This window comes from Mesorhizobium sp. M0019, from assembly GCF_040323975.1.
Lineage (GTDB): Bacteria > Pseudomonadota > Alphaproteobacteria > Rhizobiales > Rhizobiaceae > Mesorhizobium.
Genome location: NZ_JAMYVK010000052.1, coordinates 18575 through 43882, shown reverse-complemented (window position 1 = coordinate 43882; position 25308 = coordinate 18575). Strand labels below are relative to the sequence as shown.

The 25308-nt window shown below is 60.9% G+C and carries 25 protein-coding genes and 1 pseudogene; 19 read left to right on the top strand and 7 right to left on the bottom strand.

The features are described 5' to 3' along the window. The 4 genes from NKK47_RS28395 to NKK47_RS28380 form a co-directional block, all read right to left on the bottom strand. On the bottom strand, positions 1-328 hold a 328-nt coding region (locus tag NKK47_RS28395), incomplete at its 3' end, for an IS110 family transposase (RefSeq protein WP_352579096.1). A 523-nt stretch (positions 329-851) separates the two neighbouring features. Beyond that, positions 852-1382 (bottom strand): hypothetical protein, encoded by a 531-nt coding sequence (locus NKK47_RS28390; RefSeq protein WP_352579095.1) that lies wholly within the window; start codon positions 1380-1382, stop codon positions 852-854. After that, positions 1366-1818: a hypothetical protein gene (locus tag NKK47_RS28385; protein ID WP_352579094.1), complete on the bottom strand. Its 453-nt coding sequence runs from the start codon at positions 1816-1818 to the stop codon at positions 1366-1368. The genes NKK47_RS28390 and NKK47_RS28385 overlap by 17 nt, the downstream gene beginning before the upstream one ends. After that, complete coding sequence (locus NKK47_RS28380) at positions 1815-2783, bottom strand: hypothetical protein (RefSeq protein ID WP_352579093.1); 969 nt, start codon at positions 2781-2783, stop codon at positions 1815-1817. The genes NKK47_RS28385 and NKK47_RS28380 overlap by 4 nt, the downstream gene beginning before the upstream one ends. 707 nt (positions 2784-3490) lie before the next feature. Between NKK47_RS28380 and NKK47_RS28375 the strand changes: the two genes are divergently transcribed. After that, positions 3491-4537: a hypothetical protein gene (locus NKK47_RS28375; protein ID WP_352579092.1), complete on the top strand. Its 1047-nt coding sequence runs from the start codon at positions 3491-3493 to the stop codon at positions 4535-4537. Next, positions 4428-5624: a hypothetical protein gene (locus NKK47_RS28370; RefSeq protein WP_352579091.1), complete on the top strand. Its 1197-nt coding sequence runs from the start codon at positions 4428-4430 to the stop codon at positions 5622-5624. Before NKK47_RS28375 ends, NKK47_RS28370 begins: the two co-directional genes overlap by 110 nt. 290 nt (positions 5625-5914) lie before the next feature. Here NKK47_RS28370 and NKK47_RS28365 read toward each other — a convergent pair whose 3' ends face one another. Beyond that, entirely contained in the window at positions 5915-6226 is a 312-nt protein-coding gene (locus NKK47_RS28365) for a hypothetical protein (RefSeq protein WP_352579090.1), read from the bottom strand. On the opposite strand from NKK47_RS28365, the gene NKK47_RS28360 reads away from it, so the two are divergent. The 16 genes from NKK47_RS28360 to NKK47_RS28280 all read left to right on the top strand — a co-directional run bounded on the left by NKK47_RS28360 (position 6225) and on the right by NKK47_RS28280 (position 22037). Next, on the top strand, positions 6225-7553 hold the full coding sequence (locus NKK47_RS28360) for a hypothetical protein (protein WP_352579089.1): 1329 nt from the start codon (positions 6225-6227) through the stop codon (positions 7551-7553). The two genes, NKK47_RS28365 and NKK47_RS28360, sit on opposite strands and share 2 nt — an antisense overlap. 394 nt (positions 7554-7947) lie before the next feature. Further along, entirely contained in the window at positions 7948-8841 is an 894-nt protein-coding gene (gene nifH, locus NKK47_RS28355; RefSeq protein ID WP_023801970.1) for a nitrogenase iron protein, read from the top strand. Positions 8842-8939: 98 nt separating this feature from the next. Beyond that, positions 8940-10442, top strand: a complete 1503-nt coding sequence (nifD, locus tag NKK47_RS28350; RefSeq protein WP_352579088.1) for a nitrogenase molybdenum-iron protein alpha chain — start codon at positions 8940-8942, stop codon at positions 10440-10442. A 126-nt stretch (positions 10443-10568) separates the two neighbouring features. Next, positions 10569-12110 carry a nitrogenase molybdenum-iron protein subunit beta gene (nifK, locus tag NKK47_RS28345; RefSeq protein ID WP_352579087.1) on the top strand — a complete coding sequence of 514 codons (1542 nt, stop codon included), beginning with the start codon at positions 10569-10571 and terminating at the stop codon, positions 12108-12110. A gap of 56 nt (positions 12111-12166) precedes the next feature. Continuing rightward, positions 12167-13657, top strand: coding sequence for a nitrogenase iron-molybdenum cofactor biosynthesis protein NifE (nifE, locus tag NKK47_RS28340; RefSeq protein ID WP_352579086.1), 1491 nt, complete (start codon positions 12167-12169; stop codon positions 13655-13657). A gap of 9 nt (positions 13658-13666) precedes the next feature. Further along, the gene (gene nifN / locus NKK47_RS28335) at positions 13667-15049 is read left to right on the top strand and encodes a nitrogenase iron-molybdenum cofactor biosynthesis protein NifN (RefSeq protein WP_352579085.1); all 1383 of its coding nucleotides are present in this window, start codon (positions 13667-13669) and stop codon (positions 15047-15049) included. Beyond that, the gene (nifX, locus tag NKK47_RS28330) at positions 15015-15512 is read left to right on the top strand and encodes a nitrogen fixation protein NifX (protein WP_352579084.1); all 498 of its coding nucleotides are present in this window, start codon (positions 15015-15017) and stop codon (positions 15510-15512) included. The genes nifN and nifX overlap by 35 nt, the downstream gene beginning before the upstream one ends. A gap of 17 nt (positions 15513-15529) precedes the next feature. Further along, positions 15530-16009: a NifX-associated nitrogen fixation protein gene (locus NKK47_RS28325; protein ID WP_352579083.1), complete on the top strand. Its 480-nt coding sequence runs from the start codon at positions 15530-15532 to the stop codon at positions 16007-16009. A gap of 109 nt (positions 16010-16118) precedes the next feature. Then, positions 16119-16823 (top strand): response regulator transcription factor, encoded by a 705-nt coding sequence (locus NKK47_RS28320; RefSeq protein ID WP_352579082.1) that lies wholly within the window; start codon positions 16119-16121, stop codon positions 16821-16823. 107 nt (positions 16824-16930) lie between these two features. After that, positions 16931-17818: a universal stress protein gene (locus NKK47_RS28315; RefSeq protein ID WP_352579081.1), complete on the top strand. Its 888-nt coding sequence runs from the start codon at positions 16931-16933 to the stop codon at positions 17816-17818. A gap of 1367 nt (positions 17819-19185) precedes the next feature. Continuing rightward, positions 19186-19983: a TlpA disulfide reductase family protein gene (locus NKK47_RS28310; RefSeq protein ID WP_352579080.1), complete on the top strand. Its 798-nt coding sequence runs from the start codon at positions 19186-19188 to the stop codon at positions 19981-19983. Continuing rightward, positions 19946-20470, top strand: a complete 525-nt coding sequence (locus NKK47_RS28305) for a hypothetical protein (RefSeq protein WP_352579079.1) — start codon at positions 19946-19948, stop codon at positions 20468-20470. The genes NKK47_RS28310 and NKK47_RS28305 overlap by 38 nt, the downstream gene beginning before the upstream one ends. 304 nt (positions 20471-20774) lie before the next feature. Next, a complete protein-coding gene (locus tag NKK47_RS28295; protein ID WP_352579078.1) occupies positions 20775-21146 on the top strand; it encodes a DUF269 domain-containing protein in 372 nt (123 codons plus the stop codon). A gap of 25 nt (positions 21147-21171) precedes the next feature. Then, on the top strand, positions 21172-21375 hold the full coding sequence (locus tag NKK47_RS28290; protein WP_352579077.1) for a CCE_0567 family metalloprotein: 204 nt from the start codon (positions 21172-21174) through the stop codon (positions 21373-21375). Beyond that, a complete protein-coding gene (gene fdxB, locus NKK47_RS28285; RefSeq protein WP_352579076.1) occupies positions 21372-21689 on the top strand; it encodes a ferredoxin III, nif-specific in 318 nt (105 codons plus the stop codon). The genes NKK47_RS28290 and fdxB overlap by 4 nt, the downstream gene beginning before the upstream one ends. A 27-nt stretch (positions 21690-21716) precedes the next feature. After that, entirely contained in the window at positions 21717-22037 is a 321-nt protein-coding gene (locus tag NKK47_RS28280) for an exopolysaccharide production repressor protein (RefSeq protein ID WP_352579075.1), read from the top strand. A gap of 128 nt (positions 22038-22165) precedes the next feature. On the opposite strand, the gene NKK47_RS28275 is transcribed toward NKK47_RS28280, so the two are convergent. After that, the gene (locus NKK47_RS28275) at positions 22166-22417 is read right to left on the bottom strand and encodes a hypothetical protein (protein WP_352579074.1); all 252 of its coding nucleotides are present in this window, start codon (positions 22415-22417) and stop codon (positions 22166-22168) included. Between the two features lie 106 nt (positions 22418-22523). Here NKK47_RS28275 and NKK47_RS35260 point away from each other — a divergent pair. Beyond that, a pseudogene (locus NKK47_RS35260) lies at positions 22524-22848 on the top strand (transposase); the annotation flags it as partial. Positions 22849-23278: 430 nt separating this feature from the next. Here the strand turns inward: NKK47_RS35260 and asnB are convergent. Continuing rightward, a complete protein-coding gene (asnB, locus tag NKK47_RS28270) occupies positions 23279-25111 on the bottom strand; it encodes an asparagine synthase (glutamine-hydrolyzing) (protein ID WP_352579073.1) in 1833 nt (610 codons plus the stop codon). Between the last annotated feature and the right edge of the window lie 197 nt (positions 25112-25308).

Below are 25308 nucleotides of genomic sequence, written 5' to 3'. Positions count from 1 at the left end.
CGGCGACAAAGCGCATGGTCGGCCGCTGCGCGGCCTCGCAGATCGCCTCGGCATCGGCGGCGTCGTTCTTCTGCCGCTTCACGAAAGGCTTCACATAGGATGGCGGGATCAGACGAACGGTGTGCCCGAGCTTGCCGATCTCGCGCGCCCAGTGATGCGCCCCAGAACAGGCCTCCATGGCGACCAAGCAGGCCGGCTGCCCAGCGAGAAACGCAAGCACCTTGTCGCGTCGCAGTTGCTTGCGGAAAACAATGGCGCCCGCCGCATCGGCTCCATGCGCCTGAAACACATTCTTCGCTAGGTCCAACCCGATCGTGTTAACTTCCATTGTGGACGCTCCCTCTCTTACGGTGGCTGTCAAACACCACCATTCTGGCACATCGATGCCGTCGAGGGGGCGTCCACCCCATCACTATCGGTGAACAGTCCACCCCAATATCTGAACCTCGACGGGTTCCTACCGAAGAGCCACCCAAGGATGGTAGACCGTTTTTCGCATTTCACCCGCAGGGCATCTGGCGGATTTCCTAGGGCAATGCCCTGTTCGATGTTGAGGCAGTATGCGTAGATCTTCATGAGGCCTTTAAGGGGCCATCACGAAGGGCATTTCCTATGCTGATCTCGTCTACGCTATGCCACGGTTTGTCAGCGACGCTGGATATAATTCAGAGGCCCCTCTGTCACGGGGCCTTTTTTTAGAAATGGCTCGCCGGCCTCAACTAGACGTCGCGGCATCTCGCACTTGAGATCGCAGGGCACGGCGAAGGGATTGTGCAGACCACAAACTCCCATCCGGGTGGTGATGAAAGCGTAGCTGCGCGTGAGAGGTTCAAGTCTATGCAAATGATAGCTCAGGCGGCCCTCACCTTTGCAATATCTCGGATGGAGCCGATGCGAACCGTAATCTCGTCAGCCTCCAATTTGCCAATGTCGGCGTTGCGCTCATGATGCCTGTTCACGATGACCTGATTGAGCTCGTAACCTCCCCGCTTTGCAAAGACATATCTGTATTCCTGCTCCGCAGCGTAGGTATCGCGCTTCAAAAAAGGAAGGTGTGTCGGGTTCTTGATATCGACCCCTTCGGCCACGGCGGCATCAGTTCGGTAGTAGGTGATCCGGTCGGCTCGCAACAATGGTCGATCGAGCCGGTAACGGCTTCGGCGCAATAAGGCGCCAGCGATGCGGTCGCGCAATGCCTGCTCATCGGTAATTTCTATGCGCGCTCCCCCGAATTTTCGCAAACCGTCATCATAAGCCATAGAGAGGCAAAAGCAGAAAATAAGCTCCGGCCGTTTCAGCTCGTTGTGGTAGGCGAAGCGGCCAACAATCTTCTGCCCGGTCGTTACGTTAGTGATGGTTACGTCGTTATTCGGCGCGTCCACATGCATGCCCTCGTAGGCATCTACGCGTGGGTCGCCTTTCGATCTTCATGAAGTACGGCAGGTTACGAAACAGGAGGTTCCCATCGAGGACGCTCCGCCGCGAGTGACGAAGGCGACTTGCTTCCAGCAGCTGCCGTTGGCGGCGCACTTCGGCCTGTTCTTCCATCTTGGCTTTGCGGCGGGAAATCGCATTGCCGATAGGCAGCCCTGCGCTCCCATAGAAAAGAGGACCGTTTCCTTCCAGCATCTGCACAATGGTTTCGATTTCGCCCATGATCTTGGGCGCCTCGACCTCCGACCGCAGTGCCCTGTCATACGTCAAACCGGATTCCTGGTGGATCGATTGCAGCCACTGCTCGACCGTTGTGCCGGCGCGTTCGTCTTCGGGAAGCTCGCCAAGTATCCACCCTACCCGCTGCACGGTCTCCTGAATCAAAGTGGTTCTTTGGTTTGCTGCCAGGGTCCTCTCGTTCCATGGTTTAGCGAACGCCGGGGCGAGTATGAAACCGAAGCCTTGCGGGATAAGGACACCCTCACCGAGCAAATATTCAGATAATTGTCGACTGCCTTCCAAGCCGGGGCGAAGCGGGCATCGATCGCGGTGACATCGTCTGCCACCTCGCCAGACACACGCAGAAAGGCCTTTTGGATCAGCCGGCGTTTTTCCAAATGGTTGACGATCGGCACGGCTTTGCACTGAGCGTTGCCGAGGCAGCGATCATGAAAGACCTCGGCCAGGATGATGGCTTGCCATACCGCCGGCGGTTCGGAAAAACAGGCGAAGCCCGGGACGTCGCGGCCGACAAACTTTGCAAGACCGATCGCTTGAAGCTCGACCTCGCGTGGGACGACGAAGTCACGGCCGACCGGGTTCGCCAGTGCCTGTCTGTATGCTGCCGCTGTTTGCTCAACCCAGCTTCGGTATTTGGCTGTCGCGGCAGCCTCGCGCCTGCCCCGTTCTTGCTGCCATTTGAGCTCATCTGCGTCTTGCTTGGCCCGCGCAGCTTCGATGCCTGGATGATAGAGCCACCGACGCGTTGCGGTTTTCAGCACCGCCTCGTTGATGGCAACCCTTAGCGAGTCACGCGGAGGCTTGTATAGATCGATTTCGACGGCGGGGATCTTGTGTTCCCTGAGGCGCTGGATTTTGGCGCTGTCCGCGAAATGGGTGACGGCGACCTCGACGAACAGGTCATAGCCGAGCGCGCGAACATACAGGTCGGGAATGATGGTCTTGGAATCGTTGTACTCGAGCCGAAGAAATTCGGTTTCGACCTCCAGGCTGGGCTTCATCACCAGGCGTTTGTTATCGAGCCCAAGCCGCTCTGGCAGGATCAGCTTCGGATTGCTGCGAAACGCTTCCTTTGCCAGCAAATGCAAAACCGTCTCGACGAGCGCCACGACGGTTCGAGCGCTGCACCAATGCAGCCGACTAACCCCGTCGCAGAGCGCGGAAGATTGCACGGCGCATCGGAACTCGACGTTCAAAAGCGGAATCGTAGCACAGAGAATAGATTCGTATGTTATCGTAGCCGTAAGGAGGAACGACGATGAATAAAAAGTATTGCCAAACACAACCGATTAAGATGGAAGGATAAAGCGCGCATGGCGCGTCGGTTTGTCGGCTGTTTCTTTTAAAAGTTTTGAAGCAGATCGCACATTGTGGCCCTTCGGCCTAATGTCCGCAGAGTATGTAAGGTCTTGTGTTCGAACCCTGTTTTGCACATTGCGGGATTGGTTCACACCATAGTCGCGAGTTTGCATTTGATCTAGCGATTCGCCAGACCCGGCGTGCCAGGCGCGGCCGTTCATCGCTAAAAGGCTTAGCGATGAACGGCGGTGGCTGGTTCTCGCGCTGTGATGGCTTGCGGTGCCCGCATCGCCCGAGGCCTACCGGTGGCATGGGTGTTGGGCCGAGAAGGAGAAATGTTGGCACTAGGCCGTCAGCCGGCTTGCGGTCTTTTTCAACAGGTATTCGAGTGCGCGAAAAACCAGGTGAGCGACTGCGGTTAGGTGGAAAGCTTTCCTCGTAGCGCAACGTCGTCTCCCCGTTGTACGATTCAGGGAGACTCGCAATCCAGGTCTGAGCACAGCGTTTGCGAGCATTTATGACGACCGAGCGTGAGCCGGGGGTGTGCCGTGCTGGAGGAGCTTTATTGACGAGCGTTTTCGGGTCAGGACCAAGCCTCGATGCACCAAAGGGTGATGTCGCGCGCCAGGCAACCGCTGCGCTGCGCGGTTATGGCTATCAGCTCTACGCATCAGGCTTGGCCTGGCTGGGTTTGGGAGACGGCGAGATCCTCCACCTCGAAGTGGCCGAAGACTATGCAGTCGCAACACGTGACGCGCTCGCAGGAACCCAAGTCAAAGACACGGGCGGACGCGCGAACATCACCCTCCAGTCGGCAGGTGTTCGCGCCGCAATCGATTCCTTCTTCGATCTCGTGCACCGCAATCCCAAGCGCGCTGTTTCGTTCCACTATCTGACCACGTCTGAAATCGGCGTGGAGCGAAGCAAGGCGCATCGCATCGCAGGAGGTGCCGCACTTCATTATTGGCGCCGGGCCGCGGCGGGAGCCGATGTCGGGCCCTTACGCACGCTGGTGGCAGCGCTCGATCTCGAGCCGTCCACGAAAGCCCATCTCGAAGCACTGACGGACGACGATGCGTTCCGGAGCGATTTCCTCCGGCGCATACACTGGGATTGTGGCGCACCGGGCATTGCGGGCATGCGCGACGAGCTTGAGGCTGGGCTTATCGAATATGTTGCATCCGCAAGACGGCTCTCAAGCCATACGGGGAGGGCTGTTTTGCCGGCGGTTGTCGAGCGCCTGCTGATGACGGCGGTTACTGGCAATGCGCGACAATTGCGTCGTGCCGATCTCCTCGTGCTAATCGACGAGACAGCCATTGTTGCAGTTCCTCTGCAGCAACTATCGGCGGCGTTCCAGGGCGGCGGTACAGGCGCGACCTTCACGCGACCGGCCTTGCTGGTACCGGCGAGCGACTTACCTCTTCCCGCGATCCGGGCTCCGCGAATTAGACTTGGTCGCCGCGCTCGACACCGCACGCCGCACAGCAGGGGTTGCGATCGCGAGCGGCGCGACGGGATTGGGCAAGTCGCTCGCCGCGCGCGTCGTGGCAGACTGCTGTGAAGGGCGGTGGTCGATCGTCGACTTCCGCAACTTATCTCCCGCCGAGACCGCCGCACGGTTGTCGCTTCTGCGGGGGGAACTGGCTGCCACGTCCGCAACGCACCTTATTCTGGATGACGTGAACGAGATCGACGATCCTGCCGTACGTGATGCGCTGCTGCGCGTCGTCACCAGCCTTCGGCGACGTGATTGTACTGCGGTAATCACAAGCTATCGCGCACCGACCAAGGCTACCCATTACCAACTGGCACCCGAGGCGCCCTCAGCAGTCGAGGTCGCGTATCTGGCGGAGGAGGAAGTTACCGAACTCGTCGCGTTGGCCGGCGGCGATACCAACTACGCCGGTGCGGTCTATCGCGCTGCGGCACGCGGCCATCCTCAGCTCACCATGGCGGCGCTGCTCCATCTCAAGTCAGCAAATTGGTCAAGGGCATCGATTGGCGCGGTCCTGGGCGGGCAGATCCCCGACGAACTGGGCGCGGAACGGCGCGCAGCGCGACAACGCCTGATCGCGGCGTTTCCGACCGACGCACAGACGCTGCTGCTGCGCGCTAGCCTGATCCGCGGTGGGTTCGACCGCGGCCTTGCCCTAGAGATCGCGGGGCTGGAACCGATCGTACCGCTTCCCGGCCTTCTGCTCGACCAACTCGTTGGTCCTTGGATCGAGCCCTATCGGACAAAGCGACTGCGGGTTTCGCCATTGCTCGAAGATGCCGCTGAGGATGTGCTCACCTCCGCAGAATGCCGCGCCGTTCATCGCCGCATTGCCGACGCGATGTTCCGGGCCAGGAGCATCTCCGTACTTGATGCGCCCGCAGCGATGCATCACGCGCTCAGGAGCGAGGAGGGTGGCTTCGTCTTCGCCTTCGCGCATAGTGTGATCACCTGCCCGGTCGAGGTGCTGGATTTTCTCGCTCCCTTCCTGGGCGAGCTTATGGCCTTCGCAACCGACACGCCGATCTTCCCGCAAGACCTCGCAGCGTCGGCGAGCTGCGACTGGCCCAGTTGCTCGTCCTTCTTCCTTATGGCACTCCCGGGAATGCTCGGGCTGCCTGGGACGCCTTCGAACGCGAGCGTTTTCATGTGACGGGACCGGAACTCATCGAGGGCTTCACGCTTTCCAAGCTCCTACTTCATCCGCGCACCGGCGAGCTCTTTTCCGATTGGTTGGAGATACTACTTCGGTTCGACCGGCTGCTTGGGATCTCGCCCCAACTCGCCACGGCCAACAGCAACTTCAAGTCCGTTGCCGGCGATCCGCATGTGAGCGGCGTGTTGTTTGGGGCGCAACTTGGCAACGTCCGAACGGTCGCTCGGTTCAAGGAAATCCTGGAGCGACTTGATAATGAAGAGCCCGCGACGCGCGACCGGGTCCTCTCATCCTTCCAGCCTGGGCGAGGCGATATTTCGATCCTCGTCAACCATGGCTGGCTCAAGGAATCGCGAACCGACACGTTTGATTGGGAGGCCGCTGCCCGCGATTATGCCGCCTGCGCAGACCTCGCGATCAGCTGGGGCAATGCCATGCTCGCGACGCGCTGCGCGATAGCGCGGGCCATTTGCCTCGACGAGAATGGCGACGATGCCGAACGGGCACTTGCCTGCCTCGCGCAAGCCGAGGACAAATTCGGCTTCGACATCGCAATTTCGCGCGCCCGGGCCAAGATCCATTGGCTCAGGCGCGATCATGCCGCGGCGGCCGCTGCTGACAGCGGCTGCAGAAGCCGGCGGCCAGGACACTATCGAACGGGCCTATACCGCTCGCGAGGCTGGCATAAGCGCCGCGACGCTCGGCGACTGGGCAGCCGCCCAGCAATGGTTCGAACGTGCTCAGGGGGAGGCTTCGACGCTCGACAAGATGCCTTCGGTGCGCGCGATGGCGATCGGGCTGCTCGCCGATACCGCCCATGCCGCTTATTGCGCGGGCCGGCCTGAAATCGCGATCGTCAAGATGCGCGACGCCCTGTCGGCCCTGCCTGGCATCGACCCGGAGGGTACGCTAGCCGAAGCCCATTGCCACCGTGTCGTGCGCCATGGCCTGCTCTGGCTTTACCGCGAAATCACGGGGACCAAGGCCGGCGCTCAGGAAGAAGTGATCTATTCGCCTGGCTGCGCCAGCAACACCGAGCCGCTTGAAGCTATCCGCGAACATCCAGTCGTCGCCCTCGACGTCGCCTTCTACCTACTCGCCGATGCGGACGAAGCACTCGCGGCACCCACCGGCTTCTATCGCGATTTTCGTGACTATCTCGTAGAGGGCCCGATCGTCTCGTCGGAGCTTTCAGCGGCGATCGCCGAGGATCGAAGGACTATCGCAACCCGCGATCCTACCAATTTCGTCCAGCGAGTGCGGCGCCATGCCTCGGTCGCCGAAATGGTCGCCTCCGGTGAGTGGCTCGAAACCGACGCTGCGCTCAAGAACCCCAGACGCGGCACGATACCGTTGGCGACGATTCGTCAAGACGCCGATGAGGACCTGCGCCGTGCGGCTGAAGACTATCTGTTGAGCTTCGCCACGGCCGCGGCGCTCGCCGGCGCTTTCGACGCGATCGACGCAGTTGTTCATGAGGGATTGGCCTCGTCCGAGATCGGAGCACTTCATTCCTTGCTTCGCCGCATGCGTGGCGACCTTACGATAATCGCGACCGATCGAGATGGCGCCGCCAACACGATCTGGCTGCTGCGCGAGGACCTAACGGCGCGCCCCGCCGAATTCTGCTGGGCAAGCGCATGGCTACTGTTCCATGTCAATGCCTCGCGGCTCCGTCTCGGTGTTGAAGAGCCGCTCGTGGCGTGGATTTTCGGTGGGTGCGCCTATCTGGTCAGCAACGGCCGCTTCCGCCTTTCGTTTCCGGCGACCACGGTGCCGCCGGTCGAGGCTGTGCTTGCGCGACCCGAGCGAACGATCGCGTCCGCCGCCGAACTGCTTCTCACGCTCGCACCCGCAGTGGCGACACGGTTCATTCCACAGGCGCGGTCTACGCTGGAGAAGATCGCCGGAACCTCGCCGAAGTGAACGCTGCGATGAACTCCACTGCAATTCTGCAGGCGGTGTTGCTGCTGTCAGCCTCGTCCTCCGGCTCCATCACGGTGCCGCAATTAACGCTAGAGGGTCGAGATGCTGTTCGCCCACCTCAACACAACGATGCGGTTCGAACGAATGCGGTGACTGAGGATTGCGATCCGACGCTTTGTGTCGCCATTGTCGGGTCCGCTACACGGCTTGTTCCGACGATCCTTTCTTTGGCCTCGAGCTAAATCCCTGAAAAGCAACCACGAAATTATTCTTCGGTTCGATCAGCCAAGTTGGCACGAGTCTTGAGATCCTTGGGTGCGAGGCGGCGACAGCTGCCCGACCGGCATTCATGTCGCGGCAGCCGCGATGAATGGAACGAAGGAAGGAAAGCTACATGTCAGGTTTGCGTCAGATCGCCTTTTACGGCAAGGGCGGCATCGGCAAGTCCACCACCTCCCAAAATACGCTCGCCGCCCTTGTCGACCTCGGGCAGAGAATCCTCATCGTCGGCTGCGACCCGAAAGCCGACTCCACCCGCCTGATCCTGAACGCGAAGGCGCAGGATACGGTCCTGCACCTCGCGGCAGAGGAAGGTTCGGTGGAAGACCTGGAACTCGCGGACGTGCTCAAGGTCGGCTACAAAGGCATCAAATGCGTGGAGTCGGGCGGCCCTGAGCCGGGTGTCGGCTGCGCCGGCCGCGGTGTGATCACCTCGATCAACTTCCTCGAGGAGAACGGTGCCTACGACGATGTCGACTATGTCTCCTACGACGTGCTCGGGGATGTGGTGTGCGGCGGTTTCGCGATGCCGATCCGCGAGAACAAGGCCCAGGAAATCTATATCGTCATGTCCGGCGAGATGATGGCGCTCTATGCGGCCAACAACATCGCCAAGGGCATCCTGAAATACGCCCATTCGGGCGGCGTGCGGCTCGGCGGCCTGATCTGCAACGAGCGCCAAACCGACCGCGAGCTCGACCTCGCCGAAGCGCTGGCTTCCAGGCTCAATTCCAAGCTCATCCACTTCGTGCCGCGCGACAACATCGTCCAGCACGCCGAACTCAGGAAGATGTCTGTCATCCAGTATGCGCCGGACTCCAAGCAGGCCGGGGAATACCGGGCGCTGGCCGAGAAGATCCATGCCAATTCGGGCCAGGGCACCATCCCCACCCCGATCACCATGGAGGAGCTCGAGGACATGCTGCTCGACTTCGGCATCATGAAGACGGATGAGCAGATGCTTGCCGAGCTTCAGGTCAAGGAAGCGGCGAAGGCGGCCGCACAGTAACGACCGCTACTGACTGGGGGCGCGGCCTGACCTGGCGCGCCTTTCAAAGAACGGCGCCTCGTCGGTGAGGCGTCACCCTGAACCTTGAAAGGGGTCCCATGAGCCTGGAATACGAGAATGACGGCGCCCTCCATGCGAAGCTTATCGAGGAGGTGCTGTCGCAATATCCTGACAAGGCGGCGAAGCGCCGCAAGAAGCACCTCAGCGTCGCAAAGAGCGGCGACGAGGCTGGCAATGAAAGCGAGGTCCTTTCCGAATGCGAGGTCAAATCGAACATCAAGTCCATCCCCGGCGTGATGACGATTCGCGGCTGCGCCTATGCCGGCTCGAAAGGCGTGGTGTGGGGTCCAGTCAAGGATATGGTCCATATCTCGCACGGCCCGGTCGGCTGCGGGCAATATTCCTGGTCGCAACGCCGCAACTACTACGTCGGCACGACCGGCATCGACACGTTCGTCACGATGCAGTTCACCTCCGATTTCCAGGAGAAGGACATTGTTTTTGGTGGCGACAAGAAGCTGGAACGGATCATCGACGAGATCGAGGAACTGTTTCCGCTGAACAAGGGCATGAGCGTGCAATCCGAATGTCCGATCGGCCTGATTGGCGACGACACCGAAGCGGTGTCCCGCAACAAGGCCAAGGAGCACGAAAAGACGATCGTGCCGGTGCGCTGCGAGGGCTTCCGCGGCGTCTCGCAATCACTCGGCCACCACATTGCCAACGACGCGATCCGCGACTGGGTGTTCGAGAAGAAGGACGTCGAGTTCGAGGCCAGCCCGTACGATGTCAATGTGATCGGCGACTACAATATCGGCGGCGACGCCTGGGCTTCGCGCATCCTGCTCGAGGAGATGGGCCTGCGCGTGGTCGGCAACTGGTCGGGCGACGCTACGCTGGCCGAAATAGAGCGCGCGCCGAAGGCCAAGCTCAATCTCATCCATTGCTACAGGTCGATGAACTACATCTGCCGGCATATGGAGGAAAAGTATGGCATCGACTGGATGGAGTACAATTTCTTCGGCCCCTCCCAGACCGAAGCCTCTCTGCGCAAGATAGCCAAGCATTTCGGGCCGGAAATCGAGGCCAAGGCCGAGGCGGTCATCGCCAAATACCGGCCGTTGGTCGATGCCGTCATCGCCAAGTACCGGCCGCGCCTCGAAGGCAGGACGGTGATGCTCTATGTCGGCGGGCTGCGCCCCCGTCACGTCGTCACGGCATATGAGGACCTGGGCATGGTGATCGTCGGCACTGGGTACGAATTTGGCCATAACGACGACTATCAGCGTACCGGCCATTACGTGAAGAAGGGCACGCTGATCTATGACGACGTGACTGGTTACGAGCTGGAGAAGTTCATCGAGGGGATCCGTCCTGATCTCGTTGGCTCCGGCATCAAAGAAAAGTACCCGGTCCAGAAGATGGGCATACCGTTCCGTCAAATGCATTCCTGGGATTATTCCGGCCCGTATCACGGCTACGACGGCTTCGCCATCTTCGCCCGCGACATGGATCTCGCCATCAACAACCCGGTCTGGAACCTCTACGACGCCCCCTGGAAGAAAAAAGCCGAGCCGTCGGCGGCGATCGCAGCCGAATGAAAACCTGGCCTCCCGGAAGCCGGGAGGCCGTTGAACGCCTGTGGCCCTTTGTCCGCGGGAGACCTGAAACGTTTCGACGTCCCTGTGCCGCCGTATGGCGGGCCAGATGGAAAGAGGTAACCACCCATGCCGCAGTCGGCTGAAAAAGTTCTCGACCACGCGCCCCTGTTCCGCGAGCCGGAATACAGGCAGATGCTCGCCGAGAAGAGGCTGAATTTCGAATGTCCGCACCCGGACCAGGTCGTTACCGACCAACGCGAATTCACCAAGACGTGGGAATACCGCGAAAAGAACCTTGCTCGCGAAGCGCTTGTCGTGAACCCCGCCAAGGCCTGCCAGCCGCTCGGCGCGGTGTTCGCGGCCGCAGGCTTCGAGCGAACCATGTCCTTCGTCCACGGCAGCCAGGGCTGCGTGGCCTATTACCGCTCGCACCTGTCGCGCCATTTCAAGGAGCCTGCTTCGGCAGTTTCCTCCTCGATGACCGAGGACGCGGCAGTGTTCGGCGGTCTGAAGAACATGGTCGACGGGCTAGCCAACACGTATCAACTCTACGACCCGAAGATGATCGCCGTCTCGACCACTTGTATGGCCGAGGTCATTGGCGACGACCTGCACAGCTTCATCGAGAACGCCAAGGACGAAGGCTCGGTCCCGCGCGACTTCGACGTGCCCTTCGCCCACACGCCGGCCTTCGTCGGTAGTCATGTCGACGGCTATGACGTAACGATCAAGGGCATTTTGGAGCACTTCTGGAAAGGCGAGGAGCGAACGGAAGCGGAGGGAATCATCAACATCATTCCGGGTTTCGACGGCTTTTGCGTTGGCAACAACCGGGAACTTAAGCGCCTGCTCGATGTGATAGGCGTGTCCTATACCTTCATCCAAGACGCCTCTGATCAGTTCGACACGCCGTCGGACGGCGAATACCGCATGTATGACGGCGGCACGAAGATCGAAGACGTGAGGAAGGCACTCAACGCCGAGGCGACACTTTCGCTACAGCATTACAACACCCGAAAAACACTGGAGTATTGCGAGGCGGTAGGGCAGGCGACTGCCTCGTTCCATTACCCTCTCGGAGTCCAGGCAACCGACGACTTCCTGATGGAGGTCTCCGCGATTTCCGGCAAGGAAATCCCCGAGGCAATCCGCCTGGAGCGCGGCCGACTTGTTGACGCCATGGCGGACAGCCAATCTTGGCTGCACGGTAAGAAATACGCCATCTACGGCGATCCGGACTTTGTCTACGCCATGGCCCGCTTCATCATGGAGACGGGTGGCGAGCCGACCCATTGCCTCGCCACCAACGGCACCTCGGCATGGGAAGCGGAGTTGAAGGAACTGCTTGCATCATCGCCCTTCGGCAAGGATGCTCAAGTCTGGGCGGGCAATGACCTCTGGGCGATGCGCTCGCTGCTCTTCACCGAGCCGGTGGACCTGCTGATCGGCAACTCCTATGGCAAGTATCTGGAGCGCGACACCGGCACGCCGCTGATCCGGCTGGCGTTTCCGATCTTCGACCGCCACCATCACCATCGCTTTGCGCTTATGGGCTACCAAGGCGGGTTGCGCGTCCTGACGACGATCCTCGACAAGATCTTCGACCAGCTCGATCGCCAGACAAGCGAGACGGGTGTGACCGACTATTCGTATGACCTCACCCGCTAAGCGTGACGGTCGGCTTTGGCCGGTCGTCTTCCCGAGGGACTTTGGAGACCGACGCAATGTCCTTGCTCAGAGCCAAAATCCAGGATGTCTTCAACGAGCCTGCCTGCGAGAAGAACCGCGGCAAGGATGCCAAGGCGAGCAAAAAGGGCTGTTCGAAGCCACTGACCCCCGGGGCGGCGGCCGGCGGCTGTGCCTTCGATGGCGCCAAGATCGTGTTGCAGCCGATCACCGACGTTGCGCATTTGATCCATGCGCCGCTCGCCTGCGAGGGCAATTCCTGGGACAACCGCGGTGCGGCTTCGTCCGGGCCAACGCTGTGGCGCACAAGCTTCACGACCGACCTCACCGAACTCGATGTTGTGATGGGGCAGGGCGAGCGGAAGCTCTTCAAAGCGATCCGCGAGATCAAGGAGGCGTATGGGCCGCCGGCGATCTTCGTCTATCCGACCTGTGTTACGGCGCTGATCGGCGACGACATCGAGGCCGTCTGCAAGCGCGCGGCGGAAAAGTTCGGCCTGCCGGTGGTGCCGGTCAATGCGCCGGGCTTCGTCGGCTCCAAGAATCTCGGCAACAAGCTTGCCGGCGAGGCGTTGCTCGAGCATGTCATCGGCACGGTGGAGCCCGACGATGCCGGCCCTTACGACATCAACATTCTTGGCGAATTCAACCTCTCGGGCGAATTCTGGCTGGTGAAGCCGCTCCTTGATCGGCTGGGCGTCCGGGTGCGCGCCTGCATTCCGGGCGACGCGCGCTACCTCGACATTGCCTCCGCGCACCGCGCCCGGGCGGCTATGATGGTGTGCTCGACCGCGCTCATCAATCTCGCCCGCAAGATGGAGCAGCGCTGGGATATTCCGTTCTTCGAGGGCTCCTTCTACGGCATCACCGACACCTCGGAAGCGCTCCGACAGATCTCTCAGCTGCTCGTGAAGAAGGGTGCCGATCCGGAGATGCTCGGCCGCACCGAGGCATTGATTGCAGATGAGGAGGCGATCGCATGGAAGAAGCTCGCGGCCTACCGGCCGAGGCTCGAAGGCAAGCGCGTGCTGCTCAACACCGGCGGTGTGAAGTCCTGGTCGGTCGTCCATGCGCTGATGGAGATCGGCATCAAGATCGTCGGCACCTCTGTCAAGAAGTCGACCGTCGGAGACAAGGAGCGCATCAAGCAGATCCTCAAGGACGACAACCACATGTTCGAGCAGATGACGCCGCGTGACCTTTACGCCATGCTGTCAGAACACAAGGCCGATATTATGCTGTCGGGCGGGCGCACGCAGTTCATCGCGCTGAAGGCCAAGACACCCTGGCTCGATATCAACCAGGAGCGCCAACATCCTTACGCCGGCTATGACGGCATGGTGGAACTCGTACGCCAGATCGACCTCGCCATTCATAACCCGATCTGGCGCCAGGTGCGGGAACCGGCACCATGGGATTGCCAGCCTGCGGTGAGGGAGGAACTGCCGAGCACGAAAAGCGAGACCGCGACCTTGCATGCTGTCCAGGAATTCGCCGGCACGACGGCCGACGATTTCGGCGAGTGTTGAGGAAAGCCGATGGTCCGCATCCTTCCCCAGACCAAAGCGGCGGCGGTCAATCCGCTGAAGTCATCGCAGCCGCTGGGTGCCGCCTTGGCCTTTCTTGGCGTCGACGGCGCGATGCCGTTGTTCCACGGCAGCCAGGGGTGCACCAGCTTCGCGCTCGTGCTCTTCGTGCGGCATTTCAAGGAAGCCATCCCCTTGCAGACAACCGCGATGGACGAGGTGGCGACGATTCTCGGCGGGGCAGACCATCTGGAAGAGGCGGTCTTCAACCTCAAGGCCCGCGCAAAGCCAACGCTGATCGGGGTCTGCACGACGGCGCTGGTGGAAACCCGAGGCGAAGACTGCGCAGGAGATATCGCCAATATCAGGCTGAAGCGCACGGAAGAACTCGCGGGTACGGAGGTGGTGCTAGCCAACACACCGGATTTCGGCGGCGCGATCGAAGAGGGCTGGGCCAAGGCTGTCAGCGCGATGATCGAAAGGATTACACGGCCCGGCGAGCAGGCCCGGCAGTCGAAGAAGATCGTGATCCTGCCTGGCTGGAACCTCACTGTGGCTGATATCGAGCATTTACGTGAGATGGTTGAAAGCTTTGGACTGAAGCCCGTGATTCTGCCGGACGTCTCCGGCTCGCTCGACGGTACGGTGCCCGACCGCTGGGTCACGACCAGCTATGGCGGCACCAGTGTCGACGATATCCGTGAGCTTGGCACGGCCGAGCAATGCATCGTCATCGGTGAGCATATGCGCCGCCCGGCCGAGCTGCTGCAGAGGTTAACCAGCGTGCCTTACGTGCTGTTCCGGTCGCTGACTGGATTGAAGGACGCCGACCGGTTCGTCTCGCTGCTGTCCGCGGTTTCGGGCGCGGCGGCGCCGGCTGGGGTGCGCCGTCGCCGGGCGCAGTTGCAGGACGCGTTGCTCGACGGACATTTCCACTTTGGAGGCAAGAAAATTGCGATCGCTGCTGAACCAGACCAACTCTACCAACTCGCGAGCTTCTTCATCGGAATGGGCTCCGAAATCGCGACGGCGGTCACCACGACCGACATGTCGAAAATTTTGGAGGAAGTACCGGCGCAGTCGGTTCAAATCGGCGATCTCGGCGATTTGGAAGCTCTTGGCGCCGGCGCTGATCTTCTCGTCACCCATTCCCACGGCCGCCAGGCGGCGCAGCGCCTCGGCATTCCGCTCATGCGGGTCGGCTTCCCGATCTTCGACCGGCTCGGCAGCCAGCACAAGCTCACAATCCTCTACCAGGGGACCCGCGAGCTGATCTTCGAGGTCGCTAATATTTTTGAAGCCAACCGGCACGCGCCGACGCCCGAGGCGCTTGATCCACTCCGTAAGCGAGAAATGCCAGATGAGCTCCGTTCGTCGCCTCTCGCTCGTCACTGACGAGGTTCACGCACCGACGCCGGAACGCCAAGCCGGCGCATTGCGCGTGGCGATCGCCACGCAGGACATGAAGAACCTCAACGCCCATTTCGGGTCGGCCAGGCGCTTTGCTGTCTACGACGTGATGCGCGAGGAGTGGAATCTCGTGGAAGCCGTGGCCTTCGATGACGTTTCCGACGAGAGCGGGAAGCATCGGACTGAGGGCGACGACCGCATCACCCCCAAGGTGGAGGCGCTGAAGGGCTGTCATCTCCTGTTTTGTCTGGCTATCGGGGGGCCTTCGGCAGCCAAGGTTGTTTCGGCAAAAATTCATCCGATCAAAGTGCCGCAGCCCCAAACCATCCAAGAGGTGCTGTTGCGTACGCAGATGATGCTCAGGACGTGTCCTCCCCCTTGGCTTCGCAAGGTGCTGGCGCAGGCAGGGGTCGCCGTACAGAAACCGTCCTTCGAGGACGAGGACTGAAATGAGGAGTAGGCGAAATGTCTGACGCCGTGGTTAGCCCTGCTGTCGCCGAAGACGAGGCGGCCCTTGCCACCCCGTTCGTCAAATGTCTTGTGCGGCTGGTCCGGGCTCATGATTCCCACGGGTCTTGGGAAGGCAAATCGGACGCCGAGCTGCTGGGCGACTTCATCATCACCAGGGAACAGCGCCGTGCGATCCCGATCATCAGCGATCCCGATCCGGACGTGCTGTGGAGGCTCGAGATGTTTTACACCGCCGTCGGGCTTGCGATCGAGGAGCGCTCCGGCCTGATGGCACCGCCGATGATGGAGATGAGCCATGAGGGCTTCGGGCGCGTGCTTCTCACGGCCGGGCGGTTGGTCGTTGTTTCGAAGACTCTGCGCGACGTCCACCGGTTCGGCTTCGAGACGTTCTGGAAACTCGCCGCGGCGGGCACGCAACTGGCCGGCGATGCGATCACAGCCATTGAAGCCTATCCCGAGGTGGCGCGGGCATGATGGAACCGGCTCTTCGAGCCCGGGGATCATGCCAAGCCTTGAGGACAGGCCATGCTCAACCCACTCAGCCAAGGCGGTCGATGCCGATTTGGTTCTTGGGGTAGCTCTGATGAAGCCATTGGTCCTGATCTGTTCGCAAGATGCTGAGTTGTATCTGTTCCTCAGCCACATTCTGGGAGTGGACGGCTTCACGAGTGAGCCGGCAGGCGGCGTGAAGGAAGCACTTGCATTGGCCGATGAACGGGAGCTCCAGGCGGTAGTGCTGGACTGCGGACCGGCAAGCGCGACAGGCTCCACAATCTGCGCCCGGTTCAAGGGGGAGCCCCGGACCGGCGGCCTGCCCGTAATTGCGCTGATCGCGCCCGGCGCCGAGAACCAGCACCTCGATCTCTTGAAGGCTGGTATTGACGAGAGCTTTGTGCGGCCCTTCGCGCCGGCCAAGCTGCTTGACTGTCTACGGATGAAGCTGGCGCTGCCAAAGCCGGGTTCGAACGGGATTGAAAACGGCGGCTGGATCTCCTGTGGCGACCTTGAGATAAGGCTCGATGCCCGCCGCGTTAGGGGTAATGGCCACGAAGTCCACCTTGGGCCGATCGAGTTCAACCTGCTGCGGCTTTTGCTTGAGACTCCCGGCAAGGTCTTCACCAGAGACGAGCTGATCAGCGCGGCCTGGCCGGCCAATATCCATGTCGGTGTACGCACCGTGGATGTCCATATCAGCCGGCTCAGAAGGGCTCTGAAGGCGGCCTCCCCCTCCAGCGTCATTCGTACCGTCAGGTCGGCCGGCTACTCGCTCGAGTGGCCGGACGGCTGAATAGATAACCGATGTGGTGCCACTCCGCATTTCCGCCGTGCTGAGGGCAAGCCTTGCGGCTTCGAAACGCGCCGGCAGGTACGACATATTCAGAAAGAAGCAGTCAAATGGCTTTCAGAAGCGTACTCAGTGTGACGGGAGCTGACCACTCCGATCAGGATGTCAGAACAGCTGCCAGCTTGTGTGCCGAAGTCGGCGCGTATCTTTCCGTACTGGTGATGTCGCCACCGCCGCTCATTATGCCTTCTCCGCTGCTCGGCGATGGCATCCCCGAGTGGCCTGGACAACGCGCACAGGCCATCGCCAGACTGGACAAACGGTTTAGGCAGATCGAAAGATTTTCACAGGACACGGCCAGTCTGGAAAAGACATCCCGGGAAATTCACAAACTGCTGAGAGCCACGTGGCGGTGCTATGATGTCGATATTGCCAACTGCGATCAGGCCAGCGTCGGTGACGCGGTGCGACAGCGGGCGCGCTGCAACGACCTGACAATCGTCGGCCCCGCACTTCTCAACGACATTAATCTCGGACCCCTTGTTATCAACGGCAGCCTGTTCGATACGGGAAAGCCGGTGCTTGTCGTGCCGAAGGGCGCTGAGGCGACTCTGTCGCCACGGCGCGTGCTGGTCGGCTGGGATTCGCGAGTCGAGGCGTCCCGTTCGGTTCGGGAAGCGCTGGATCTGCTAACCGGTGCTGAGGAAGTTCGCGTCGCATTAGTCGATCCGGAGGCGACCTGCACCGGAAACGGTACCGAGCCGGGAGCCGACATCGCTGCCTATCTCACTCGGCACGGTGCTTGGGTGTCGGTTGACCGGCTGGCGAGCGCCGGCAAACCAGTGGCCACGCTGCTCGCGCAGCACGCAATCGACACGTCTGCCGACATGATAGTGATGGGCGCTTATGGCAGCCGCCGGCTGCGCGAGCGGCTCTTCGGTGGCGTAACGAGATGGATAGTGGGGAAGCCGCCATTGCCGCTGTTTTTGGCTCGCTGACGGGTTCTGAAGCAGCACCGATGCTGTTCGAAGCTCTACTCCCCTGGGTCACCTATCCTGATGCCAAGTCGGAGAAAGGCCGCGGCAAACGCGCAAGTTCGCGAAGCTCCTCGGAGCCAATCTGCACGCGCCCTCGCCAAGAACATCCCGGACGTCTCCAGCGCGCTCTCCGGGTTGTGCTCGCGCGAGATGATCCGTAACGTGGACACCAACGGCCGGCAGAGGTACAGGCGCTCCTCAATGCAGTCAAAACCGGGGCTTCGCAGGTCGGCGCAGGTCGAGAAAGAGCGTCGTTTCAGCGCGGCAGGCCGAGTTCGGACCCGTAGCGGCATTGCACGGGCGCTATCACGATCTCCTCGCTACTGGCTGGGAGCTGAACGACGCAATGGCTGTGCCGTGGCCAAGGCCCTCGACTTCGAGTCTGGACTTCGTGCTTTGCCGGAGTCGGCGGGAATCGATGGCATCAATCACGTTGTCACCGCCTGGGATGGTAGCCGGGTTAGCGGCGAGGACGGCCGCATCTTCAGCGGTTCAGTCGGTCCGGCCCCCACCCGCGTGGCGACCAAGCGGTCTTTGGGGCTGGTCAAATCCGACAACGCTCACATTCGCACCAGGCGGTCCCTGCAGCGCCTAAGCACAGGGAACACAGAAATATCCGGCACAAAGCAGGAACCCCGGAGAGTTCACCGGCCGGCACATGCCGGCACTCGGCCTGACTTTTTTCGCCACGACATTACCGTCGATCTGACGATGGCTGTTTGGTGAGCCACAGCTGGACGGCTTCGGTCGTGAAAAACTCCCGTGTCGTCAGCCCAGGAATTCAATCGCAATGCGCAAGAGGGCAGGGCGCAGGCGGCGCTCGGTCGGGATGGAGCGCCTCCTGCAACCGCAAATGGTGAGATCCGCTACCGCCTGAGGGACCGGAACGGCAAGACGCTCAAGCCGGTGGCGTGAAGCGGACGATGATGACGGGCCTGGCGGCAGCCAACGCTGTCATGATGTCCATCAGCCTCGTCCCTCGGCCCGAATACATATTGAGTCGTCCGGGCCACGCTTTTCTGCCGACGTGAAGCGCGTGATGTTTGTTCAAAACCTGACAGGGGCAGAAACATGTCGGCTTCAATACAACGGGCCATCTTGGCATTTGAAGGTTTTTCAAAGCCAAATCAAGCGCTTAGTGCGCAGCGAGCGCGTTGGCACGGCCTTTGCGAATTGAGATTCAGCAACACTGAGTGAAAGCTGACTGCACGCAGATGCGCAAGACGAGCGATGCTCTCCCTTCTTTGAACCCTCGTGCCCCGTCTCAAAGGGGGAACAAACTTGCGCATAAGGTCACGCAACCTTTGGCAACAGCTTTGGAGAGCAAAATGGTGTTGCGGATGGGGTCACCGGCTCCTTCGATCAAAGTGGAGGACTGGCTGCGTGGCGAGCCCCTTGCGAACTTCCAGCCCGGCAAAGTCTATATCGTCGAATTTTGGGCAACTTGGTGCCGACCAGGTGTGGCGGAGATGCTCCATTTGATGCGGCTGCAGGCGAAATACAGGGAGAGCGGACTTGAGGTCGTCGCAGTCGCGGCTAATGAAGACGCGCCAACAGCCGTTGAGGCTCGCACCAAGTTAAACGCTTGGTTGACCGAAAAGTGCTCGAATCTGAACTATCGGATCGCGTTCAACTACACAGGCGAAATGAACAAGCTTTGGATGAAACCCAGCTTTTCCGCCGGGCTTCCGACCTCGTTCGTGGTCGACCGAGACGGCCAGATCGCCTTTATCGGTCATCCAAGCCAACTCGCTGAGATTTTGCCGGAAGTGCTCAACGGCAGCTGGCGCACCAGCGACAAAGCGAAAGCCGCCGATACGGAGCGGATCGCCACAAGCGAACCCATGCCGCGCCAACAAGCGTTGAAGAAGCCGATCGATGACAGATTCTGGGCGGCGGTGAAGTTAGAAGATTGGAAGACGGCGCTCTGGGCGATCGAAGAGGGCATCGCTTTGATGCCGGAAGACATCAATTTCCGCCTGGCTCATGCGCATCTGTTGCTTCACAAAATTCAAGACATGTGGACCGGCTTGCCCGTGATGCGCCAATTGGTTCGCGACGCGACTCGACAGAAACTCCGAGGATTCGATGATCATGGCGCTAGACCAACTCTTCCATCCGACTAATGACCATTCGCGCTTTCCGTCTGCTGAGCGCTTCGCGATGGGCAAAGAGCTGTCCGAACACATCCTGGCACTGAACCCCCCGCAAGGCGACGACCCTAAGTTCTGGTCCTATCCGGCGATCGCTCGGTACCATGAGAACGGCAACGAAGTTCGCGCGATCGAGTTGGTCGAGCTGGCAAGACGTCGCTGGACGGTCCGGAGCCTGTGCCGGACGAACTGGAAACAGCACCTTCTACCGGATTTGCTGCAGGCCCTGGCCAACTACAAGCTGAGAACGTTTGTTACGGCGCGCTCTGTTTGGTTCCGCAAAAAAATTTCCCGAAGGTATCAAAGCGCGGTCGACCGAGGAGGAAAGATAAAAAAGGATAATTGGTCGAAATGGCTTACTGGCCAATTCGTCCATTTTCCTGGCGTGGCCGCAGCAAGGAGGGTCCATGCAGCACGTGGTCGATCGTTTGCAGCAGGATCGAGGCTCGAATCTTCATGACCTCCGGCTGCATCACGGCGGAAGTGATGTTCGACGCGAATTCGCGTGGAGGACTTCGCAGTCGAGGAGGTGTTCAAGGTCGGCCACGGGGACATCGATTGCGTGGAATCGGCCGCCCCGAGCCGGGCGTCGGGTGCGCAGGTGTGCCCGAAGTAGGCGTCCCAGAAAACAGACATCGTGCTTCGAAGAAGAGGACTGAAATGAGGAGAAAATGAAGTGTCTGACGCTGCGGTTAGCCCTGCTGTCAACGAGGACGAGGCGGCGCTTGCCACCCCGTTCGTCAAATGCCTCGTGCGGCTGATCCGTGCTCAGGAGTCGGGAAGGCAAATCGGACGCCACGTTACTGGCCGACTTCATCGTCACCAGAAAAAAGCGCCATGCGATCCGTGGCATGGGCTATCCCGATCCGAACGTGCTGTGGAGGCTCGATATGTTTTACACCGCCGTCGGGCTTGCGATTGCGGAGCGTTTCCGCCTGGTGACATCGCCAATCGTGGAGACGAAAACCGTAAGGCCTTCGGGCCCGTGCTTTTCACGGTCGGGCAGCTCGTCGTTCTGTCCAGACGTCCATCGGTTCGGCTTCGAGGCGTTCCGGCAACTCGCGGAGGCCGGTACGAAACTAGTCGACGATGCGACCTCAGCCACTGAAGCCTATCGCGACCTGGCGCGGGCGTGATGAAACCGATTTTCGAGGAAGGGTTATGTCAAAGCTAGAAGAGATGGGGAAGAAAGTCCGAAAGCTTCAGCTGCGCGCGGCAGTTGCCAAGATGAAATTGCGCGAACTTGCAGAGGATCTCCCGGGAAAATGGACGGAGATAGAGAAAGTTGCCCAGGAAACGTCCGCCGTTTTTGCCGAGTTGGATGGTGCCAAGAGAGAGCTCGCTACAATGAAGAAGTTACGATGAGGAGCACATTCACCACCCGCGACGGCTCCGGATGGATGCCGGAATATCTCACCGCTATAGACGGCACGACCTGCATCGGCTGCGGCCGCTGTTTCAAAGTCTGCTCGCGCGAGGTCATGCATCTTTACGGCGTCGATGACGCGGGTGAAATCCTCGGCGCCTGCGATGGCGAAGACAAGGATTTCGACGGCGAGCTCAATCGCATGATCATGGTCGTCGATCATGCCGGCCGCTGCATTGGCTGCGGGGCCTGCGCCCGCGTCTGCCCGAAGAACTGCCAGACACATGTTGCGGCCGACCAGGTCGCAGCATGATCTGGGGGACAAACCAGGAGAACGGCGTTGCCATTTGGTATCTTTTGTCGCGTCCTGTGGCTGGTCCTGTGCAGCAACGCTCTGACTATCTACTTCGCATCTCATTCCATCCGCACAGTAGTCGTTACAACGCTGGCTTGTTCGCTGCTCCTCCAGGTAGCCTATTTCGCAAGCGTGCTCTTTCTGATCTGGCGGTCTGGCTGCGCTAGCGGAGCTGGCCAAATGACTGAGCATTTCGGCAGCTGCAAGTGCGTTGGATACCAGCCGCCAGACTATGATGAGGTGAGGAATGAATCTTCAGACGTGCCCCAGTTCGTTCCGATAAGCGGCATATCGCTGCTGCGTTGAGGCGCGTTGACAAGATCAGAGCTGACGTGCTCCCCGTTTTGTCCGCGTTTATAAGTTAGCCCTGTTCACTTTTTGAGGTGCTCCCCGTCTTTGGGTCGCCCCGGGCCGGAACTTCCGGGGGTAATGGCTCAGGGCGGCACGGCCCCGATGGCAGCGTCGAACATCTTCTTCCAGGGATCGTCCGGCATCGAGCCCCGGCCGCGCACGACGTCGATCTGCCGATGCGCCAGATTCAGGCGAATTGCATGGCCCTTGAAGCGGTGAACACGGCCTTCTCGCTGCTCCAGATCGCCCGGATTTCCCGGAAGATTCCAGTGATAGACGCGATAGCAATAGGGAATGGAAATCGAGGCCCTCTTGCCAACCGAGGTCGTCGCCAACTGTCCGCTATTTTCTCTGTCTCAGCCCAGGGGTGCACTCCATAGGTGTCCGGCTTCGTGTCGGAATCACTATCCGCATCACTGGAATACGCAGTCGTGCACGAGGTCCCGCAACCTGCGGGATCGAAAGGCGGTCGCGCGCTACCCGGTCTAACCGGCTCTCCAGATGAAAGGCGCGCGCCGGCGCGAACGCGGTCTATCGAGAGCTGGCAATGCCCAGGTGCGGCGCGGGATGATCCAATTGGCCTGCGCTTTCTCCGCTTTCAGGAGGACAGCGCTTTGGCGCAATGGTTGCGGACCGAGGATAGTCGCGGCGGCACGCGCAAGACCATGGTTGTGGCCGTGGCGCGACGCCTGCTCATCCGCTGTGGGGCATGCTTACAATGGGCGAGCTCCCGCAAGGCGTCGCTGCAGCGCGACAATCAAGTTGAGAGCGCGTATCATCCAGATCGTCCCGCCACACGTCGCACTGCGCGCCGCCAATCGCGCTGGGTTCCGAACGATCCGAGGCGGTGGCGTACCGGCTTTGGCACATGGGCTTGTCCTGTAATTAAGAATGATCGCGCCGCGCCGGAGCCTTGCTCGCTCATGGTTCGGGCCCTAGAGCGCACCGCATGCAAGTACGCGAGAGTATCTCTCGCTCCCGGCAGGCTCCCCTCGGTATCGACGTCCCGTTCCCGTGCCCCGAGGGGCCAGCGGAGTGACCTCCTAACGCAAACGAGGCTAGGAATTGGATGCAAAAAGGCCGTTGACAAAACCATTCCCATATAAGTGCCACGCGATATCAGGCCTGCTGCCTCCTGGCCAGGGAGCCCAACGCTATTCGGACGCCGGACCTCCTTTGCTAGAGTGTTCGTCGTCTCAGATCGTGAGGCTCACGTTGTAATCGGTCAGGAAATCCTGCAGGGTCAGGATACGCTCTACCCTCCTGAGGTTGTCGGTCGCGTTGAGCAACGCGCGGGACCGGTCGACGGACAACAGCGGCGCCACTGCCGCATTGCGGTCATTCAGCAGCGCAGTGAAACGCGTGCGCAGCATTCTGTCATAGGCGGCATCCTGGATACCTGGAAACGCGCTCTTCACTCGCTGCACCACCGATTGCGGGAGCAGGTCCGCGGTGGCGGCCCGCAGCAGACTCTTCTCGCGTCCGTCGAAAGTCTTGTGGGCCCATGGGGTGCCGAACACGTACTCAACGAGGCGGTGGTCGCAGTAAGGGACCCGCACCTCGAGACCCAAAGCCATGCTCATCCGGTCCTTGCGGTCGAGCAGCCTCGGCAGGTAACGCGTGAGAAAGAGGTAGCAGACCTCGCGCATGCGACGTTCTTGCGGATCGGTCGAGGCCGGCCCGGTCAGGGTCGGCACTTCCGAAAGTGCCCAGCGGTACTGCTCGTCGAGGTAGCCGGGGAGGTCGAGTTTTTCGACCAGGCCGTGGTCTAGGGACCGCCATACGATATCGCCCCTGTCTTCGATCCAGGGAAACGTGTTGCGCTGGACGTGCGCGGGATCGTGGAACCACAAGTAGCCGCCGAAAAGCTCGTCGGCTGCCTCCCCAGACAGGACCACCGTCGAGTGTTGCCCGATGGCCTGGACCAGCAGGTAGAGCGAGCTATCAAAGTCGCCCATGGTCAACGGCAGGTCGCGGGCGTGGAGGGTGGCGGCCCGCACGTTCGGGTCCATGAGTTCGTGCGCGGACAACGTGATGTCCGTGTGGTCGGTACCAACGGATTTCGCGACCTCGTGCACGTACGGCCCGTCGGGTGTGGGGTGCCACGGGCCGGGGATAAAGTTTTCAGTGTAGCCGGCGAAGTCGACGGCGAAGGACCGGATCCGTTCGTCGCTGAAGCGCGCGGCCAGTGCGGTCAAAGCCGAGGAGTCCAGCCCGCCCGACAAGAGCGTGCCTAGCGGCACGTCGGCGATGAGCTGCCGCTGGACCGTGTCCTCGAGCAGCTCGCGGACGCGCCGAACGGTGGTAGGCACGTCGTCGGTGTGCCCGCTGTCGGTGAGCTGCCAATAGGTCATCTGCTGGATGCCGTCGCAGGTCACGCGGACGATGTGGCCGGGCCGCACTTCACGCATACCACGGAACACGGTGTTATGCGGGTCGGCGACAAAAGATAGTGTGCGCCGAAGCCCGTCGGCGTCCATGATGCGTTCCGCGAGACCATTGGCGAGGATCGCCTTTGGCTCGGAGCCGAACAACACTCCATGCTGGGTGGGATAGTAGTAAAGCGGCTTGATGCCGAGCCGGTCGCGTACGAGAAGAAGTTCGCGCTTGGCGGTATCCCAGAGTGCGTAGGCGAACATCCCGTTGAGTTCGCCCACCGCAGTGCAGGGGTCGCGGCAGCCCCACTCGCGGTGGGCGTGCAGCACCACCTCGGTGTCGCTGCTCGTGTCGAACCGATGGCCGAGGGCGACGAGCCGTTGACGCAGCTCGCGGTAGTTGTAAGTTTCGCCGCCATAGACGAGCACCAAGGCGGGTCGGCCGTCCTCCTGGAGCGTCATCGGCTGGCGGCCGCCCTCGAGGTCGATGACCGCAAGGCGGCGGTGGCCCAGCGCCGCGGGCCCGTCGATCCAAGTCCCCTCGTCGTCCGGACCGCGGTAAGCCATGGTGGCCGTCATGTGGGCAAGCTCCCTTCGCGCGTCGGGACTTCTTAGGTCACGATCGAAATCAATCCATCCACAGATGCCGCACATGTTTTGGCTCCTTACCTTGGGTAACTGTCGCGCGACTTCGGGCATCCGGACACCGCACCACGCGAACACGCGATATCCTTTATCGCCGCCTCACTCGACAAGCGGCGCCATGATCTGGACGCCGGCGTTGCTGACCAGGATGTCGAGGCGCCCAAAGGTTTCGATCGCCTGCACATCCGCTTTCCACCTGCTCGTGC